This is a genomic window from Streptomyces sp. NPDC014727 (assembly GCF_043083485.1).
In the GTDB taxonomy this organism is placed as follows: domain Bacteria; phylum Actinomycetota; class Actinomycetes; order Streptomycetales; family Streptomycetaceae; genus Streptomyces.
Map to the genome: position 1 here is coordinate 708015 of NZ_JBIBYR010000001.1, position 18360 is coordinate 726374.

At 73.4% G+C, this 18360-nt stretch carries 14 protein-coding genes; 1 reads left to right on the forward strand and 13 read right to left on the reverse strand.

Features of this window, described 5'->3' with window-relative positions:
* Positions 1-20: 20 nt before the first annotated feature.
* Genes cobC through cobM form a run of 6 tightly spaced genes read right to left on the reverse strand, consistent with a single transcriptional unit; the run spans position 21 to position 6464 of the window.
* Positions 21-1115 carry an Rv2231c family pyridoxal phosphate-dependent protein CobC gene (gene cobC, locus ACF1B9_RS03260; RefSeq protein ID WP_391739821.1) on the reverse strand — a complete coding sequence of 365 codons (1095 nt, stop codon included), beginning with the start codon at positions 1113-1115 and terminating at the stop codon, positions 21-23.
* Complete coding sequence (locus ACF1B9_RS03265; protein WP_391739820.1) at positions 1099-2010, reverse strand: sirohydrochlorin chelatase; 912 nt, start codon at positions 2008-2010, stop codon at positions 1099-1101. The genes cobC and ACF1B9_RS03265 overlap by 17 nt, the downstream gene beginning before the upstream one ends.
* On the reverse strand, positions 2007-2615 hold the full coding sequence (locus ACF1B9_RS03270) for a precorrin-8X methylmutase (protein WP_391739819.1): 609 nt from the start codon (positions 2613-2615) through the stop codon (positions 2007-2009). Before ACF1B9_RS03270 ends, ACF1B9_RS03265 begins: the two co-directional genes overlap by 4 nt.
* Positions 2612-4336, reverse strand: coding sequence for a precorrin-3B C(17)-methyltransferase (gene cobJ, locus ACF1B9_RS03275; RefSeq protein ID WP_391739818.1), 1725 nt, complete (start codon positions 4334-4336; stop codon positions 2612-2614). The genes ACF1B9_RS03270 and cobJ overlap by 4 nt, the downstream gene beginning before the upstream one ends.
* Positions 4333-5601, reverse strand: coding sequence for a precorrin-6y C5,15-methyltransferase (decarboxylating) subunit CbiE (gene cbiE / locus ACF1B9_RS03280; RefSeq protein ID WP_391739817.1), 1269 nt, complete (start codon positions 5599-5601; stop codon positions 4333-4335). Before cbiE ends, cobJ begins: the two co-directional genes overlap by 4 nt.
* A 14-nt stretch (positions 5602-5615) precedes the next feature.
* Positions 5616-6464 carry a precorrin-4 C(11)-methyltransferase gene (gene cobM / locus ACF1B9_RS03285; protein ID WP_391739816.1) on the reverse strand — a complete coding sequence of 283 codons (849 nt, stop codon included), beginning with the start codon at positions 6462-6464 and terminating at the stop codon, positions 5616-5618.
* Between the two features lie 112 nt (positions 6465-6576).
* Between cobM and ACF1B9_RS03290 the strand changes: the two genes are divergently transcribed.
* Positions 6577-7299 (forward strand): ZIP family metal transporter, encoded by a 723-nt coding sequence (locus ACF1B9_RS03290; protein ID WP_391739815.1) that lies wholly within the window; start codon positions 6577-6579, stop codon positions 7297-7299.
* A 23-nt stretch (positions 7300-7322) separates the two neighbouring features.
* Here the strand turns inward: ACF1B9_RS03290 and cobI are convergent, their stop codons facing one another.
* From cobI to ACF1B9_RS03325, 7 genes are all read right to left on the reverse strand, one after another.
* Positions 7323-8069 carry a precorrin-2 C(20)-methyltransferase gene (gene cobI, locus ACF1B9_RS03295; RefSeq protein WP_391739814.1) on the reverse strand — a complete coding sequence of 249 codons (747 nt, stop codon included), beginning with the start codon at positions 8067-8069 and terminating at the stop codon, positions 7323-7325.
* Positions 8066-9424 carry a cobyrinate a,c-diamide synthase gene (locus ACF1B9_RS03300; RefSeq protein ID WP_391739813.1) on the reverse strand — a complete coding sequence of 453 codons (1359 nt, stop codon included), beginning with the start codon at positions 9422-9424 and terminating at the stop codon, positions 8066-8068. The genes cobI and ACF1B9_RS03300 overlap by 4 nt, the downstream gene beginning before the upstream one ends.
* A gap of 10 nt (positions 9425-9434) precedes the next feature.
* Positions 9435-10034 (reverse strand): cob(I)yrinic acid a,c-diamide adenosyltransferase, encoded by a 600-nt coding sequence (cobO, locus tag ACF1B9_RS03305; protein WP_391739812.1) that lies wholly within the window; start codon positions 10032-10034, stop codon positions 9435-9437.
* A complete protein-coding gene (locus ACF1B9_RS03310) occupies positions 10034-12049 on the reverse strand; it encodes a putative cobaltochelatase (protein WP_391739811.1) in 2016 nt (671 codons plus the stop codon). Before ACF1B9_RS03310 ends, cobO begins: the two co-directional genes overlap by 1 nt.
* Before the next feature lie 100 nt (positions 12050-12149).
* Positions 12150-15827 (reverse strand): cobaltochelatase subunit CobN, encoded by a 3678-nt coding sequence (gene cobN, locus ACF1B9_RS03315; protein WP_391739810.1) that lies wholly within the window; start codon positions 15825-15827, stop codon positions 12150-12152.
* The gene (locus ACF1B9_RS03320) at positions 15824-17341 is read right to left on the reverse strand and encodes a cobyric acid synthase (protein WP_391739809.1); all 1518 of its coding nucleotides are present in this window, start codon (positions 17339-17341) and stop codon (positions 15824-15826) included. The genes cobN and ACF1B9_RS03320 overlap by 4 nt, the downstream gene beginning before the upstream one ends.
* Positions 17338-18351, reverse strand: a complete 1014-nt coding sequence (locus ACF1B9_RS03325; RefSeq protein WP_391739808.1) for a cobalamin biosynthesis protein — start codon at positions 18349-18351, stop codon at positions 17338-17340. Before ACF1B9_RS03325 ends, ACF1B9_RS03320 begins: the two co-directional genes overlap by 4 nt.
* Between the last annotated feature and the right edge of the window lie 9 nt (positions 18352-18360).

Genomic DNA, 18360 nt, shown 5'->3' on the forward strand with positions numbered 1-18360 from the left:
GCTCCCCGCGAGCCGTCAGCTCAGCGCGTGACCGCGGTCAGCGTCTGCAGCGCCTGGTCGAACGCCTGCAGGAAGCGATTGGTCGTCGCACGGTCGCGAACCGCCAGCCGCAGCCACTGCGGACCGAGCCCCGGAAACGTATCTCCACGCCGCGCCGCGAACCCCAGCGCCCGCAACCGCTCCCGCACCTCGTCGGCCCCTTCGACTCGCACCAGCACGAACGGCGCCTCGGCCGGCTCCATCACCCGCACTTCGGTGAACTCCCGGAGCCCCGCGACCAGATGGGTCCGGTCCACCGCGATCCGCTCCGCCGCGGCAGCCGCCTCGGCCAGGGCCCGCGGCTCCACGCACGCCTCGGCCGCAGCCAGCGCCGGGGCCGACACCGGCCACAACGGCTGCGCCTGCGCCAGCGCGCGGATCGTCTCCGGGGCGGCCAGTACGTAACCGATCCGCAGCCCCGCGAGCCCCCAGGTCTTGGTGAGGCTGCGCAGCACCACGAGCCCGGGGACGTCCGTACGCCCGCACAGCGCCTCGCGCTCGCCCGGCACCGCGTCCATGAACGCCTCGTCGACGACCAGCGTCCGCCCGGGACGCGCCAGTTGCTCCAGCACGGCCGCCGGATGCAGGACCGACGTGGGGTTGGTCGGATTGCCGACCACCACCAGATCCGCGTCCTCGGGCACGGCCGCCGGATCCAGCCGGAAGCCGTCCTCAGCCGGCAGCAGTACCCGCCGCACCTCGTGCCCGGCCGCGCGCAGCGCCGACTCCGGCTCGGTGAACTGCGGATGGACCACGACCGGACGGCGGGCCGGCAACGCCCGTGCGATCAGCACGAACGCCTCCGCCGCCCCCGCCGTCAGGAGCACGCGCTCGGTCGCAAGCCCGTGCCGGGCCGCGACCGCCGCCCGCGCCGGGCGCCCGTCCGGGTAGGCGGCGAGCGTGCCCAGCGATGCGGCTATCCGCGCCCTCAGCCAGGCCGGTGGCGTATCCGCCCGTACGTTGACGGCGAGATCGGTCAGATCCCGTCCCCGTCCCCGTACTTCCGCGTCACCGTGGTGCCGCAGATCGTGCGTGCCCGCGCTGGTCGCGTCGGGACTTTCAGTGGGAGTGTGCATGACCGCCATGGGGGTGGTGGTGATGATGGCCGTCGTCGTCGGGGTGGAAGTGCGGCTGCTGCGGCAGCCCCACCTTGTCCTCGAAGCCCGGCAGCGCGATCCGGTACACGCATGAGTCGCAGTTCATCCGCAGATCGCCCTCGACGGCCTCCCGGTAGCGCTCCATGACCAGGTCGTACAATTCCTCGGCCGCACCGATGACTTCGGCCGAGCGGACATCGGGCTCCGGGTGGGCGGCGGCCCACTCCTCGGTCTGATGACGCACCCGGTCCGGCAGGATGCCGGTGAAGAGGAAGTACGGCAGAACGACTATGCGCCCGGCACCCAGCTTCACGCAACGGTCGAGACCGGACGGTACGTCCGGGGCCGCGAGCGAGACGAACGCCGTCTCCACCCCCGCGTAGCCACGGCCCTCCCAGAACAGCCGCGCCGCCTTGTACACCTCGGCGTTGGCGTCCGGGTCGGTCGAACCGCGCCCGACCAGCAGCACCGTCACCTCGGACCGGTCGGTGTCGCCGAGCACCGCGTCGACCCGGCGCTCCAGTACCTTCAGCAGCGCCGGGTGCGGGCCGAGCGGGCGGCCGTAGGTGTAGGAGATGCCGGGGTGGCGCTCCTTCTCACGGGCCAGCGCCGCCGGAATGTCCCCCTTGGCGTGCCCGGCCGACACCAGCATCAGCGGCACGGCGGCGAAGCGCTTCACACCGCGCTCGACCAGCTCGGTCACGGCGTCGCCGAGCGGCGGCGGGGACAGCTCGATGAAGCCGCCCGCGACGGACAGTTCGGGGTGGCGCTCGCCCAGCTCGGTCACGAAGTCACGGAACGCCGCGGCCCCGCCCTCGTCCCTGGTGCCGTGTCCGGCGATGAGCAGTGCGGGCCGGGTGGACGCGGTGGTCACAGGTTCTCCTCGGTGTTCGTGGGGGGTACGGGGTGGTACAGCAGGGCGTTCAGGGCGGCGGCGGCGACCGCCGAGCCACCCTTCTCGGACACGTTGCTCACGGCGGGCAGGCCGCTCTCGCGCAGTGCCGCCTTCGACTCGGTCGCGCCGACGAAGCCGACCGGCAGCCCGATGACGAGCGCGGGCGCGGTGTCGAGGACGAGCAGTTCCTCCAGTGCGGTCGGCGCGTTGCCGATCACCCAGATCGCGCCGGGCCCGACCTGCTCGTACGCGAGCCGGATCGCGTGTGCCGAACGGGTCAGCCCGGGAGCGGACCTGGCCTCCTTCAGACGGCACACGGTCTCGCGGCGGGTGATGCCCGCCGCGACCATCTCCACGTCGGTGACGACCGGAGCGCCGGCGTGCAGCGCCGCGTGCGCGACGACGAGCGACGCCTCGTCGCAGACCAGGTCCGTCGCGTACGCCGGATCCGCCGCGGAGTGGATGACCCGCTCCACGACGGCCCGGGTCAGCGGGGGGAAGTGGGAGGTGTCCAGGCGGGCGCGCAGCCGCCGGTACGACTCCTGCTCGATGGGGTGGACGGTTCTCTCCCAGGGCCGGTTCACTCGGCTCCCTCCTGTGCGGGGGCCGCGGTGGCCGACTGCCAGCGGTAGCCGCGCGGCGTCACCATGCGGCCGGCGATCTCCCGGGTGGCCGTGTTGCCGACCGTGACGACCGTCATCATGTCCACCGCCGCCGGGTCCAGAGCCGCCAGTGAGGTCACCCGGCTGCTCTCGTCGGGGCGCGAGGCATTGCGTACGACACCGACCGGAGTGGCCGCCTCCCGGTGCTCGGACAGGATCGACAGGGCCTTCGGGAGCTGCCAGTCACGGCCCCGGCTGCGCGGGTTGTAGAACGTCACGATGATGTCGGCCTCGGCCGCGGCCCGTACCCGGCGCTCGATGACCTCCCACGGCGTGTGCAGATCGGAGAGGCTGATCGACACATGGTCGTGGCCCAGCGGGGCGCCGAGGATCGCGGCGGCCGCCAGCGCGGCCGTCACACCCGGCACACCCACCACGTCGATGTCGGCGCCGGCCTCGGCGAGCGCGGGCGACGCCATCGCGTACACGCCCGCGTCACCGCTGCCGATCAGTGCCACCGCATGCCCCTTGCGCGCCTCGGCGACTGCGGTGCGGGCCCGCTCCTCCTCGGCGCCCAGCCCCGACTCCAGGACCGTGGTGCCGGGCCGCAGCAGGTCCCGGATCTGGTCGACGTACTGGTCGAGCCCGACCAGCACCGAGGCCCGCCGCAGCTCCTCACGGGCGCGCGGCGTCAGCAGATCACGCGCGCCGGGGCCGAGACCGACGACGGCCAGGCGCCCGCGCGGGGCCCGGCGCACCACCGCGCAGGTGGCCATCGCCGCCCGCCCCTCCGGTGCCGACTTCCGCTTCGGTACGAGGAGTTCGCCCCCCGCCGCGAGTGCGGCGGCCTCCGCGACGGACGGCGTCCCGACGGCGGCGAGCGGCGCGCCCGACGGGTTGGGCACCTCGATGCGGGCCAGCTGTTCGGCGGCGTACGTCCGCAGCGGCACGCCGAACCGCGCCGCCGCCGCGACGATCCCCGGCTCGTCCGCCTTCGCGTCGACCGTCACCAACTCCGCGATGCTCAGCGGCGAAAGCCCGGCCTCGTCCAGGGCGTCGCGGATCAGCCCGACGACCTCCTCGACCGGCGCGCCCCTGGACGCACCGACCCCGACGGCGAGCGAAGCGGGCCGCAACACGGCAGCCAGGGAACCGGGTTCGACGATCCGGTCGGTGACACGCAGGATCGCGGGGCCCTCGGCACCGGGGGACACGTTCGGCGGCAGCGGTGGCAACGGCCGCACCGCGTCCGCGCGCAGCTCCACCGGAGCCCCGTCGAGCATCGCGCGCGACACCCCCGCCACATCGCCCTCCACGGGCAGGCCCAGCATGTCCAGCCCCGGCACCCCCGCCGCGTCCGTCGCCGTCGTCACGACCGGCGCCGCGCCCAGTACCTCACCGACCGCCCCGGCCAGCGCGTTCGCCCCGCCGCCGTGCCCGCCGAGCAGCGCCACCGCATGGCGTCCCGCCTCGTCGACGCAGACGACACCCGGGTCCGAGGCCTTGTCCGACAGCAGCGGCGCCAGCAGCCGCACCACGGCCCCCGTCGCCAGGAAACACACCAGCTGCTCGCACTCGGCGAACGCCCGCTGCACGGCCTCGCGCACCGGTCCCTCGTAGACCACGGTGCGGCCGGGCCAGGCCGCGGCCAGCCGGTCGCGGGCGACGGTGCCCGCCGCCGTGGCGGAGATCAGGCCGATCACTGGGTTACTCCTTCACTTGCACGAACCGCGGGGCGGGTGCCCCACAGCAGAAGGACCGGGTTGGCAGCGGCGAGCCGCGTCACCTCGCCCGGCAGCGGCCGCAGCCGGGAGGACTGCAGCAGTACGCCCTCGGGCACGAGCCCGGCACCGGCCAGCGCCGCCCGCACCTGGGGCACCCGGTCCAGCGCCGCCAGCGCCACCACCACCGAGCGCCGCGCACGCCGGGCGCACGCCGTCACGATGGCGGGCAGCTCACGCCCGCCGCCCCCGACGAACACCGCGTCCGGGTCGGGCAGAGCGTCGAGCGCGGCGGGAGCGGAGCCGTGCACCGCGTGGACGTACACCCCGTGCGCCGCCGCGTTCGCCCTGATCCTCGCGACCCCGTCCGGGGCCTTCTCCACGGCGACGGCGGCCGCGCCGAGGCGCGCGCACTCCACCGCCACCGAACCCGATCCTGCCCCGATGTCCCACACCAGATCACCGGTGCGCGGTCCCAGCCGGGCCAGTGCCAGCGCCCGCACCTCGAACTTGGTGATCATCGAGTCGCGGTGCTCGAACTCCGTCTCGTCCAGCGCCCATCCGCCGGGCCCCGCGGGCGGCCCCGCGACGGTCCGTACCGGGGAGAGCACCCGGGACTCGTCCAGACACAGCACCACGCTCACCGGATCCGGCCAGTCGCGGGCCACCGCCTCGGCAGGGGTCAGCCGCTCGATGCGCTCCCGCTCCGGATCGCCGAGCGCCGTCGCCACGACCAGGGTGCGCTCCTTCGCACCGTGCACCAGCCCGGCCGCCAGCTCCGCGGGCCCGGCGCCGGGCCCGGTCAGGACGGCCACCTTCGGGTGCGCCATACACGCGTTCACCGCGGTACGCGGGTCACGGCCGTGCGCACTGACCACGACCGAGTCGTCCCAGGCCAGCCCGAGCCGGGCGAACGCGACCGCGACGGAGGGCGAACCCGGCCGCACATCGAGTGCACTTGCCCCGAAACGCTCAGCCAGCGCCCGTACGACCCCGAAGAAGCCGGGGTCACCGGAGGCCAGCACGATCACCCGCGCCCCGCCCCCGTGCGCATGCTCCGCGATCCGGTCCAGCGCCGGCGCGAGCGGGCCGAGCACGATGCGCTCGACCTGCTCCGGCAGCCCCGCGGCTTCCAGATGCCGCCGGGCGCCGACCACCAACGTGGCCGCGGCCAGCGCGTCCTGGGCGTCGGAACCGAGCGGCTGACCCGTCCCCGTACCGAAGACCCGGATCGGCACGGTCCCCATGCCGAAGACCGGGTTCACGAGCCGGACCGCCGGGCGCGCAGTTCGGCCCGCGCCGCCTTGTCGGCCTTGCGGAAGCCGTGGAAGTGCCCCGGGTGGTAGAGGTGAGAGCGTGTCCCCGAAGCCGAAAGCGCCGGGCCGACCAGGAAGAGGGTGTGCTTCCAGAGCTTGTGCTCCTTGACCGTTTCCTCCAGGGTCTCGATCGTGCAGTGCAGTATCAGCTCCTCCGGCCAGGTCGCCTGGTACGCGATCACGACCGGCGTCGACGTCGGATAGCCGCCCTCCAGCAGCTCCTGGGTGAGCTGGCCGGACCGGGCGGCCGACAGGAACAGCGCCATCGTCGTGCCGTGGCGCGCGAATTCCCGTACTTCCTCGCCCGGCGGCATCGGCGTCTTGCCGCCACCGAGACGGGTCAGGATCACGGACTGCGCGACCTCCGGAATCGTCAGCTCCCGCTGCGCGATCGCCGCGACGGCGGAGAACGACGACACCCCCGGCACGATCTCGACCGCGACCCCCAGACCGGCACACCGGTCGACCTGTTCCTGGGTGCCGCCCCACAGCGCCGGATCGCCGGAGTGGATACGGGCCACCTTCAGCCCCTCGGCCGCCGCGCGTTCGTAGACGGCGACGACCTGCTCCAGCGACATCTGCGCCGAGTCGAGGATCTCCGCGCCCTCCCGGGCATGCTCCAGGACTTCCGCCTGCACCAGGCTGGCCGCCCAGATGACGATGTCGGCGTCCGCGATGGCCCGCGCCGCCCGGAAGGTCAGCAGATCGGCGGCGCCGGGGCCGGCACCGACGAACGTCACCTTGCCGTGGGTGGGCGCGGCGACCGTGCCGGCTGCGTCGACTGCTTCGGACATGAAACGGGGTCCTTTCGGGAAACGGGAAACGGGAAGAGCGGACACAAGGGCGGGACGTGAGGCAGGGCGCGGTGAGATGCGCGCACCGGGGTCAATCGGCTAGCAAGAGCGCATGGCGGTGTTCGTCGCGCTCGGCGCGTTCCTGATGACCCTGGCCGGCGGCTGGGTCGCCCAACGCGTCACCGACCGCCGTCACCTGGTGCTCGGCTTCGCCGGCGGACTGATGCTCGGCGTGGTCGGCCTGGATCTGCTGCCGGAGGCGATCGGCGCCGCGGGCGATCCGGTCTTCGGCGTCCCGGCGGCCCTGCTGCTGTTCGTGGGCGGCTTCCTGGCCGCCCATCTGGTGGAGCGTCTGCTCGCCGTACGCCAGGCGGCACACGGCGCGGGCGAGGGCAGGGTCCCGCAGGTCGGACTCACGGCAGCGGCCGCGATGGTCGGCCACAGCCTGATGGACGGTGTCGCGCTCGGTGCGGCCTTCCAGGTGGGCGCCGGCATGGGAGCCGCCGTCGCCCTCGCCGTCATCACGCACGACTTCGCCGACGGCTTCAACACCTACACGGTCACCAGCCTGTACGGGAACGCCCGCCGCAAGTCGATGTTCATGCTGTTCGCGGACGCCCTGGCACCGCTCGTGGGCGCGGCGACGACGCTGCTGTTCACCCTTCCGGAGGAAGCGCTCGGCTGCTATCTCGGCTTCTTCGGCGGTGTACTGCTCTACCTCGCCGCCGCCGAGATCCTGCCCGAGGCACACCACGCACACCCGGCCCGCTCCACGCTGCTGTGCACCGTGGTGGGGGTGGGCTTCATCTGGCTGGTGGTGGGCATCGCGGACTGACCACCGTGCCGGACCCCGGCGCCTCACAACTTCCCGCCCCGTCCGCCGTCGCGCGGCGCGGGCGCGATCAGCGTCGACAGATACGGCAACGGCCCCTCGTCCAGCTCCGCCGCCGGCCGTATCGACTCCTCGGGCAGCCCGAGCGCCGAACCCCACACCGCGTCCTCGGCACGTCCCGTCTCCCGCAGCGCCGTGGCCACCTCCGCGGCCAGCCGCCCGAACTTGTACGCGACGACCGTGCCCGGACCTTCGAGAGCCTCCTTGAGGACCGCGGCCCCGGCGGTCACCGGCACCAGCGTCAACGGCTCCGTCCCCTCCGTCAGCACCGCACCGCTGCGGGCGGCCAGATCCTGCATGGCGGTGATCCCCGGCACGGTCTCCACGGCCGTCCCCGGCAGCAACTCACCGATCGTGTGCGCGAGATACGTGAACGTCGAGTACACATTGGGGTCGCCGATCGTCGCGAACGCCACCGAACCGTGCGTACGCAGCAGCTCCGCGACCCGCTCGCCCGCCGCGTCCCACGCCGCTTCCCGGCGCGCCCGGTCCGTCCGCTCGTTCAGCGCGAACACCACCCGCACGACCTTGTCGGCCGACACGTAGTGCAGCACCGTCGCCTCGGCCCGCCCCCGCTCGCCGGTGTCCATCACCGGCACGACGACGACCGCCGCGTCACGCAGCGCGTTCACGCCCTTGACGGTCACCAGCTCCGGGTCACCGGGCCCGACACCGACGCCGACCAGCCTGCGCGTCACGTCACCGTGGTTCATCCCTTGCACCTCTCGACGAATCGGCGGGCCATAGCGGGCGACGAAGCCCCATGCGTATGCAGATAACTCGCGTGCACGCCCTGCTGCACGAACCCCTCCACACGGCGCTCCGGCTGATGCAGGCCCCATGCCGGTTGGGCCCCGGCGCCCGGCTCCAGCACGGTCCGGTGGAACTCGTGCCCGCGCACCCGCGTCCCGGGCGCCGCCAGCACGCTGTCACAGACCGCCACGGCCTCCCGGTAGCCGAGCGTCAGCCGTTCGGACATCCGCCCCCGGGCATCGAGTACCCCGCACATCGGCAGCCCGTCGAGCGAACGCGCCAGATACAGCAGTCCCGCACACTCGGCAGCCACCGGCGCCCCGGACTCCACCAGCTCGACAACGGCCTTGCGCAGTGCCCCGTTGGCCGACAGCTCCGACGTGTACACCTCCGGGAATCCGCCACCGACGACCAGCCCCCGAGTGCCCTCGGGCAGTGCCTCGTCCCGCAACGGATCGAACGGCACGACCTCGGCCCCGGCGGCGGCGAGCAGCTCGGTGTGCTCGGCGTAGGAGAACGTGAACGCGGGCCCGGCCGCGACGGCGACCCTTCCGGCCCCGGCAACCGGCCCGCCGCAGCCGGCCACCGCACCGGCCGCGTCCCACACCTCACCCGGCACCCCGGGCGCCGACCGGGCCAACGCCATGAGCGCGTCCAGGTCGCACCCCGCCCGCACCCGGTCCGCCATCGCCGCCACGGCGGCCGACGCGTCGGCCCGTCGCTCGGCCACCGGCACCAGCCCCAGATGCCGCGACGGCACGGCCACCCGCTCCGTCCGCCGCAGCACCCCCAGCACCGGCACGCCCGACTCGTCCAACGCGTCCCGCAACAGCGCCTCGTGCCGCGGGGATCCGACCTTGTTCAGGATCACTCCGCCGATCCGCACCCGCGGGTCCCACGAGGCGAAGCCGTGCACCAGCGCGGCCACGGACCGCGACTGCGACGACGCGTCGACGACCAGCACCACGGGCGCCCGCAGCAGCTTCGCGACCTGGGCGGTGGACGCCAGCTCGCCTTCCCCCGACGCCCCGTCGTACAGCCCCATCACACCCTCGACGACCGCCAGATCGCAGCCCAGCGCCCCGTGCGCGAACAGCGGGGCGATCAGCTCGGGCCCGCACATGTACGCGTCGAGATTGCGCCCCGGGCGTCCCGTGGCCAGCGTGTGGTACCCGGGATCGATGTAGTCGGGCCCGACCTTGTGCGCGGACACGGCAAGACCCCGCCCCGCGAAGGCCGCCATCAGCCCCGTGGCCACGGTGGTCTTGCCGCTCCCCGAAGAGGGCGCGGCGATCACCAGACGCGGAACGTTCACCGCGGGCACCTCACCATTCGATGCCCCGCTGACCCTTCTGACCGGCGTCCATCGGGTGCTTGACCTTCGACATGTCGGTCACCAGGTCGGCGGCCGCCACCAGCTTCTCGGGTGCGTTGCGCCCGGTGATGACCACATGCTGCGTACCGGGACGGCCGCGCAGCACCTCGATCACCTCGTCGGTGTCGACCCAGCCCCAGTGCATCGGGTACGCGAACTCGTCGAGGACGTAGAGCCGGTACGTCTCGGCGGCCAGGTCGCGCTTGACCTGCTCCCAGCCCTCGCGCGCCGCCTCCTCGTTGTCGAACTGCTCGTCGCGCTGCACCCACGACCAGCCCTCGCCCATCTTGTGCCAGGCGACGGACCCGCCCTCGCCGCTGGCCCCGAGGACCTTCAGCGCGTTCTCCTCGCCGACCTTCCACTTCGCCGACTTGACGAACTGGAAGACGCCGATCGGCCACCCCTGATTCCAGGCGCGCAGTGCCAGCCCGAAGGCCGCCGTCGACTTGCCCTTCCCGATGCCGGTGTGCACCACCAGCAGCGGGCGGTTGCGGCGCTGACGGGTGGTGAGCCCGTCGTCCGGCACGGTGGTCGGCTGTCCCTGCGGCATTACGCGGCCCTCCTGCCGGTTCCCTGAACGTCCTTGACGAGCCCGGCGATCGACTCGGCCCGCAGTTCGTCGAGCGTGACGGCGGTGCCCCCCAGATCGCGCGCGAGGCTTCCCGCGAGACCGAGCCGTACCGGCCCCGACTCGCAGTCCACGACGACGGAGGCGGTGCCCTCGACCTCGTGCAGCCGCGCCGCCCGCGACGCCAGCGCCACCGGCTCGGGCCCCCCGGTCGCCCGCCCGTCGGTCACCACGACCAGCAACGGCCGCCGCGACGGATCGCGCAGCCGCTCCACCCGCAACACCTCATGCGCCTTCAGCAGCCCGGCCGCCACGGGGGTGCGTCCCCCGGTCGGCAGCATCTCCAGCCGCGCCGCCGCCGCGTCCACCGACGACGTCGGAGGCAGTACCACCTCGGCGGCCTTGCCCCGGAAGGTGATGAGCCCGACCTTGTCCCGCCGCTGGTACGCGTCCAGCAGCAGCGAAAGGACCGCACCCTTCACGGCGCTCATCCGCTGCCGGGCGGCCATCGACCCGGAGGCGTCCACCACGAACAGCACGAGATTTCCCTCGCGCCCCTCCCGGGTCGCCTGCCGCAGATCGTCCCGCCGGACCACCAGTCCGCGCCCCGACCGCCCGCGTGCCCGCTGATGCGGGGCGGCGGCCTGCACGGTCGCCGCCAGATGCAGCTTGGTCAGGGCGCCCTGCGGACGCCGTGCGCCGGTCGTACGGCCGTGCTCGGTGCGCGCCCGGGACCGCCGCCCCGCCGCACCCTCGCCCAGACCGGGCACGCTCAGCATCTTCGTACGGAACGGCTCGGCGGCGCGTACGGGCTGCTGCTCACCGCCCCCGGAATGCTGCTGCCCCTGGCCCTGCCCCTGCTCGGGCACGGACTGCGCGGGCGTGTCGCCGGCCTCGCCCTCGGGCTGCGGCGGCGTGTCGGGCCCGTCGCCCCGCGGAGGGCGGCCGCCGCCACCGGGGCCGTCCGGATCCGGGTCGTCGTCCTCGCCGCTGTTCTGCTCCAGCGTGTCGTCGAGCTTGTCCTCGTCCAGGCCCGGCGCGTCGAAGGGATTGCGCCGACGCCGGTGCGGGAGCGCGAGCAGAGCGGCCTGCCGCACGTCCTCGGCCAGTACATCCGTACGTCCCGCCCAGGCGGCCAGCGCCGTGGCGGTCCGGGCCATCACGATGTCCGCGCGCATCCCGTCGACCTCGAAAGCCGCACAGGTGGCCGCGATCTGCCGCAACGCCCCGTCTCCGAGGCGCACTTCGGGGAGCAGGGCCCGCGCGGCGACGATCCGGGCGCGCAACGCGCCCTCCTCGTCGGCCCACATGGCGGCGAACCTCGCCGGATCGTCGTCGTAAGCCAGGCGTCGCCGCACCACCTCGACCCGCTGATCGGTCTCGCGGGACGCGGCGACCTCGACGGTCAGCCCGAACCGGTCGAGCAACTGCGGTCGCAGTTCCCCCTCTTCGGGGTTCATCGTCCCGACGAGCAGGAAACGTGCGGCGTGTCGTACGGAGACACCTTCGCGCTCCACGTACGAGGCGCCCATGGCGGCGGCGTCCAGCAGCAGGTCCACGAGGTGGTCGTGGAGGAGATTGACCTCGTCGACGTACAGGATCCCGCGATGCGCGTCGGCGAGCAGCCCCGGCTCGAACGCCTTCACGCCCTCGGCGAGCGCCCGCTCGATGTCGAGCGCGCCGACGAGCCGGTCCTCGGACGCGCCGACGGGAAGCTCGACCATGCGCGCGTTCCGCGACACGCCGGGTCCGGGTTCGTGGGGGCCGTCCGGACACATCGGATCGGGCGACGAGGGGTCGCACGAGAACCGGCAGCCGGAGACGACGGAAATCTCCGGCATGAGCGCGGCGAGGGCGCGCACGGCGGTGGACTTGGCGGTGCCCTTCTCGCCGCGCACCAGTACTCCGCCGACAGCGGGAGAGACGGCGTTGAGCAGCAGCCCGAGACGGAGATCGTCCTGCCCGACGATGGCGGTGAAGGGGTACGGCGTACTCACGATGCCTCCTTGGGTGAACGGCGTGATGTCAGCCCCTCCGGCGTTCGAGGAGCGGGGGGCCGGGGGCGCAGCCCCCGTTCAGCGGACGCACGCACCCCGCTCACTCGTCCCCCTCCAGATCGCCTTCGAGTTCCAGATAGGTGGCCCGCAGGCGCTCCAGCGTCCCGGCGTCCGGCTCCGCCCACAGCCCGCGCTCGGCCGCCTCCAGCAGCCGCTCCGAAATCCCGCGCAGCGCCCAGGGGTTGGACTTCTGCATGAACTCCCGGTTCTCCGGCGAGAACACGTACTCCGACGCAAGCCGCTCGTACATCCAGTCGTCGACGACCCCGGCCGTCGCGTCGTACCCGAAGAGGTAGTCCACGGTCGCGGCCATCTCGAAGGCGCCCTTGTAGCCGTGCCGGCGCATGGCGGCCATCCATCGCGGGTTCACCACCCGCGCCCGGAACACCCGGTGGGTCTCCTCGCCCAGCGTGCGCGTCTTCACCTGGTCGGGCGTGGCGCTGTCGCCGACGTACGCCTCCGGCGACTCGCCGGTCAGATGCCGCACCATGGCGACCATGCCGCCGTGGTACTGGAAGTAGTCGTCCGCGTCGACCAGGTCGTGCTCGCGCGTGTCGACGTTCTTCGCCGCCACCGCGATCCGCCGGAACGCCGTCTCCATGTCGCCGCGCGCCGCCCGCCCGTCGAGCCCGCGCCCGTACGCGTAGCCGCCCCAGACCGCGTACACCTCGGCCAGGTCCGCGTCGCTGCGCCAGTTCCGCGCGTCGATCAGCGGCAGCAGCCCCGCCCCGTACGCCCCCGGCTTGGACCCGAAGACGCGTGCCGTGGCCCGCCGCCGGTCGCCGTGGACCGCCGTGTCCTCGTCGGCGTGTGCCCGTACGTAGTTGACGTCGGCCGGCTCGTCGAGCTCCGCCACGGTCCGCACCGCGTCGTCGATCAGCCCCACCACATGCGGGAACGCGTCGCGGAAGAACCCGGAGATCCGCACCGTCACATCGATGCGCGGGCGCCCCAGCTCGCTCACCGGCACGACCTCGAACCCGGTCACCCGCCGCGAGGCGTCGTCCCACACCGGCCGGCAGCCGAGCAGCGCCAGGATCTCCGCGATGTCGTCGCCCTGCGTACGCATGGCGGAGGTGCCCCACACGGTCAGGCCGACCGACTTCGGGTAGTCGCCCGTGTCGGCGAGATACCGGGCGATCAAGGAGTCGGCGAGCGACTGACCGACCTCCCACGAGAGCCGCGACGGAATCGCCTTCGGGTCCACGGAGTAGAAGTTGCGTCCCGTCGGCAGCACATTCACGAGCCCGCGCGTCGGCGATCCGGACGGGCCGGCCGGTACGAAGCCGCCGTCCAGGGCCCGCAGGATGTGGTCGATCTCGTCCGTCGTCCGCGCCAGCCGCGGTACGACCTCCTCGCACGCGAAGCCCAGCACGGCCACCGCGTCCGGGAGTTCGAAGCCCAGTACGTCCCGTACCAGCCCCGCCGCGGCGGCGATGTCCCAGCCGCGCTCCTCCATGCCCTCCGCGAGCCGGCGGCACAGCCGCTCCAGCAGATCGATCGCGTCGGATCCGGTGCGCGCCGGACCGTCGACCAGCTCGGTCAGCTCGACCGGCACCTTGACCGCGGCGCCGGGCTCGGCCAGCAATTCCTTCTCGCTGAGCCCGAAGTGCCCGGCGATCGAGGCCCGCAGCCCCGGCAGCGCGTTCGCCGTGCCGCCCCACACCTGGGAGGCGCGCAGCACGGCCAGCACCAGGTTGACCCGCGCCTCGTCGACGGGACCGCCACCGAGGACGTGCAGGCCGTCGCGGATCTGGACGTCCTTGATCTCGCAGAGGTAGCCGTCGATGTGCATGACGAACGAGTCGAAGTCGTCGTCGCCCGGCTGTTCGTCGACATGGAGGTCGTGGTGCAGCTCGGCGGCCTTCACCAGCGTCCAGATCTGCGCCCGCACCGAGGGAGCCTTGGCCGGGTCGAGATCGCTGACCAGCGCGTACTCGTCGAGCAGCTGCTCCAGCTTGGCCAGGTCGCCATAGGTGTCGGCACGGGCCATCGGCGGCACCAGATGGTCCACCACCGTGGCGTGTCCGCGTCGCTTGGCCTGGGTGCCCTCGCCCGGGTCGTTGACGATGAACGGGTAGATCAGCGGCAGTTCGCCGAGTACGGCGTCGGGGCCGCAGCCGGCGGACAGACCGAGGCCCTTGCCCGGCAGCCACTCCATCGTTCCGTGCTTGCCCATGTGGACGACGGCATCCGCGCCGAAGCCCCCCTCCGATGTTGCGGCCTCCAGCCAGCGGTACGTCGCCATGTAGTGGTGCGACGGCGGCATGTCCGGGTCGTGGTAGATCGCGATCGGGTTCTCGCCGAAGCCGCGCGGCGGCTGGATCAGCACCACCACGTTCCCGAACTGCAGCGAGGCGAGGACGATCTCGTCCCCGTCCACGTACAGCGAACCCGGCGGCTCGCCCCAGTGCTCCAGCATCGAGTCGCGCAGCCCCGGTTCCAGCGTGTCGAACCAGGCCCGGTAGTCGGCGAGCGGCACCCGCGCGGGGGCGGCCGCGAGCTGATCCTCGGTCAGCCACTCGACGTCGTGCCCACCGGCCTCGATCAGACGGTGGATCAGCTCGTCGCCGTTGTCCGGGTACCCGTCGACCGCGTAACCGGCCTCCCGCAGGGCGTCCAGGACCCGTACCGCCGACGCGGGCGTGTCCAGGCCGACGGCGTTGCCGACGCGGGAGTGCTTGGTCGGGTAGGCGGTGAAGACGAGCGCGAGCTTCTTCTCCGCGTTCGCCTTGTGCTTGAGGACGGCGTGGCGCACCGCGATACCGGCGACACGCGCGGCGCGCTCGGGGTCGGCGCGGTACACCGGCACGTCGTCGGGGCCCTGCTCCTTGAAGGAGAACGGAACGGTGATCAGCCGGCCGTCGAACTCGGGGATCGCGACCTGCATCGCGGCGTCCATGGGGGAGAGCGCGGCGTCCGACGCCTCCCACGCGGCACGCGAGGAGGTCAGACACAGGCCCTGCAGCACCGGGACGTCCAGATCGGCCAGCGCGCCGATGTCCCAGGCCTCGTCGTCGCCCCCGGCGGAGGCGTCCGACGCGCGGGTGCCGCCCGCCGCGAGCACCGTGGCGACCAGGGCGTCGGCCCTGCCGAGCAGCTCGTAGAGACCGGCGTCCGCGCCGCGCAGCGAACCGCAGTACACCGGCAGGGCGTTGGCGCCGCGTGCCTCGACCGCGTCGCAGAGGACGTCGACGAACGACGTGTTCCCCGACAGCTGGTGCGCCCGGTAGAAGAGCACGCCGACGGTCGGGCGGCCCTCGACGAACTCGCGGCCGCCGTGCAGGCCCCACTCGGGCATCTTCTGCGGCTCGGCGAAGCCGTGACCGGTCAGCAGGACGGTGTCGGAGAGGAAACGGGCCAGTTCCACGAGGTTTCCGGGGCCGCCCTGCACGAGGTAGCGCAGCGCCTCGGCGACGACACCGGCGGGTACGGACGACTCGGCCATCAGCTCCGCGTCCGGCACGGCCTCGCCGCCCAGCAGCACGGTGGGGACACCGGACGCCTTGAGGACGGCCAGCCCGTCCTCCCAGGCGCGCTTGCCGCCCAGGAGGCGGACGACGGCGACGGAGGCGCCCTCGATCAGTGCGGGGAGTTCCTCCTGGACGTCGAGGCGGGTGGGGTTGCCGATCCGGTACGGCGCGCCACTGGCGCGGGCGGCGAGGAGGTCCGTGTCGGCGGTCGACAGCAACAGCACGGTGCTCGTAGGGGCGTTCATGCGCGTGCTCCAGGTGCTCCGGGGGCGATGAAGGGAAGTCCTGAGGGCGCGCCCGACTCGATGAGCCGGAGCAGCGCGTCGGTGTCCGCGTGTTCTTCGACGAGGTCGCCGAGGCGGTCGAGCTGTTCCTCGCGCAGCGTGGCGAACGCGGTGTCGGGAGCCGGGACGAAGCGTCGGCCGGCGGCCCGCGCGACCTCGGTCAGGAAGCGGCGGCGGAATGCGTCACTCTCCAGCGAGCCGTGCCAGTGGGTGCCCCACACGGCGCCGGCCCGGCAGCCGTCCAGGAACGGTTCGCCGCCGCGTACGTCGGCGACGCCGTGGTGGATCTCGTACCCCTCGACGGGGGCGCCGAGCGCCTCGCCCGAGGGGCGGGCGAGGGTCTTCTCGCGGTCGAAGCGGACGCGTACGGGCAGCAGGCCGAGGCCGTCGACGTGCCCGGCCCGCGACTCGACCTCGTCCTCGATGTGTTCGCCGAGGATCTGGAAGCCGCCGCAGATGCCGAGGACCGGTCTGCCCTCGGCGGCGCGCCGGACCAGGGCGTCGGCGAGACCCCGCTCGCGCAGCCAGGCCAGCGCCTTCACGGTGCCGCGGGTGCCCGGCACGACGACGAGGTCGGCGTCGGCCAGCTCCTCGGCGCGGTCCACGAACCGCACGACGACGCCCGGTTCGGCGGCCAGCGCGTCCACATCGGTGAAGTTCGACATCAGTGGCACGGCGCACACCGCGACGCGCAGCACGTCCTCGCCGTGCGGCGGCGCGACGACCGACTCGCGCACGGTCCCGCGCAACGAGACCCGCAGCCCGTCCTCCTCGTCGATGCCGAGGCCGTGGGCGAAGGGCAGCACTCCGTACGTCCGCCGTCCGGTGATCCCGCGCAGCATCTCCAGGCCGGGTTCCAGCAACGAGACGTCACCGCGGAACTTGTTGACGAGGTAGCCCGCGATCAGCGACTGGTCCTCGGCGTCGAGCAGCGCCGTCGTGCCGAAGAAGGAGGCGAAGACGCCCCCGCGGTCGATGTCGCCGACGACCACCACCGGGAAGCGGGCCGCCCGCGCGATGCCCATGTTCACGATGTCCGTGCGCCGCAGATTGATCTCGGCCGGACTGCCCGCCCCCTCGCAGATCACTGCGTCATAGGTGCCCCGAAGCCGCTCCAGACAGTCCACGACCGTGGAGAGGAGCGTTTCCTGCCGGCCCCCGTGGTAGCCGCGGGCGCTCATCTCGCCGACCGGCCGGCCCATCAGGACGACCTGGCTGGAACGGTCGCCGCCGGGCTTGAGCAGGACGGGGTTCATCAGCGCGGACGGCTCCACCCGCGCGGCCTGGGCCTGCATGGCCTGGGCGCGCCCGATCTCGGCGCCCTCGCGGGTGACGAACGAGTTCAGCGACATGTTCTGCGCCTTGAACGGCGCCACCTTCACGCCCTGGCGCACCAGCCAGCGGCAGATGCCTGCCGTGACGACGCTCTTGCCCGCGTCCGAGGTGGTTCCGGCGACCAGCAGTCCGCCGCTCATGTATGTCTCCGTCCTGCGATCCGAGTCCCTGCCGCAGCAGTTGCCGCGGTTCGGCGCCCCGCGATGCGTCGTGCGGCGAGGCCCGCGCCCAGCCGTCCCGCCACGCACACGCCCAGGGCGAGCGCGCTCACCCGGCGCGACAGCCGCACCGCGTGTTCGATGTCCTCGGTCTCCACCGCCCGGCCCTGTGCCCCGTTGAGGACGGGACGGTGCTCGACTCTCCCGCCGTACGCGAGGGTCCCGCCGAGCCGCACGCCGAGCGCGCCCGCGAACGCGGCCTCCACCGGGCCCGCGTTGGGGCTCGGGTGCTCGGCCGCGTCGGCCCGCCAGGCCCGTACCGCGCCACGTGGCCGCCCCCCGGCGGCCGCGGCGAGCAGGGCTGTGAGCCGGGCACCGGGCCAGCCCGCGACGTCGTCGAGGCGGGCGGAGGCCCAGCCGTAGCGCCGGTGGCGGGGGGACTTGTGGCCGACCATGGCGTCGAGGGTGTTGACGGCCCGGAAACCGACGAGCCCCGGCACCCCGCCCAGCGCGCCCCACACCAGGGCGCCGACCACCGCGTCCGAGGTGTTCTCGGCCACGGACTCCACCACGGCGCGGGCGATCTGCGGTCCGTCGAGGGAGTGCGGGTCGCGTCCGCACAGATGCGGCAGCCGCTCGCGGGCCGACTCGATGTCACCGGCCGCCAGGGCGTCGCCGATCGTCCGGGCCTCACGCCCCAGGGACGTACCGCCGACGACGGACCAGGTGGCGGCCGCGGTCAGCACGACACGGGCGGCGGGACGGCCGCGCACGGCACGAGTGATCAGCGCGGCACCACCCACTGCGCCCCCGGCCAGGACAAGGGTGTGCAGCGCGCCCCACCCGCGGTGGTCGCGCCACAGACGGCGTTCGACGCCCGCCGCGGCCCGCCCGAAGACGGCGACCGGATGCCCCCTGCGGGGGTCACCGAGCAGCAGGTCGCCGATCAGACCGGCCGTGGCGCCGTACGCGAAAATGCGGTCGGCACGCACGGCTCAACC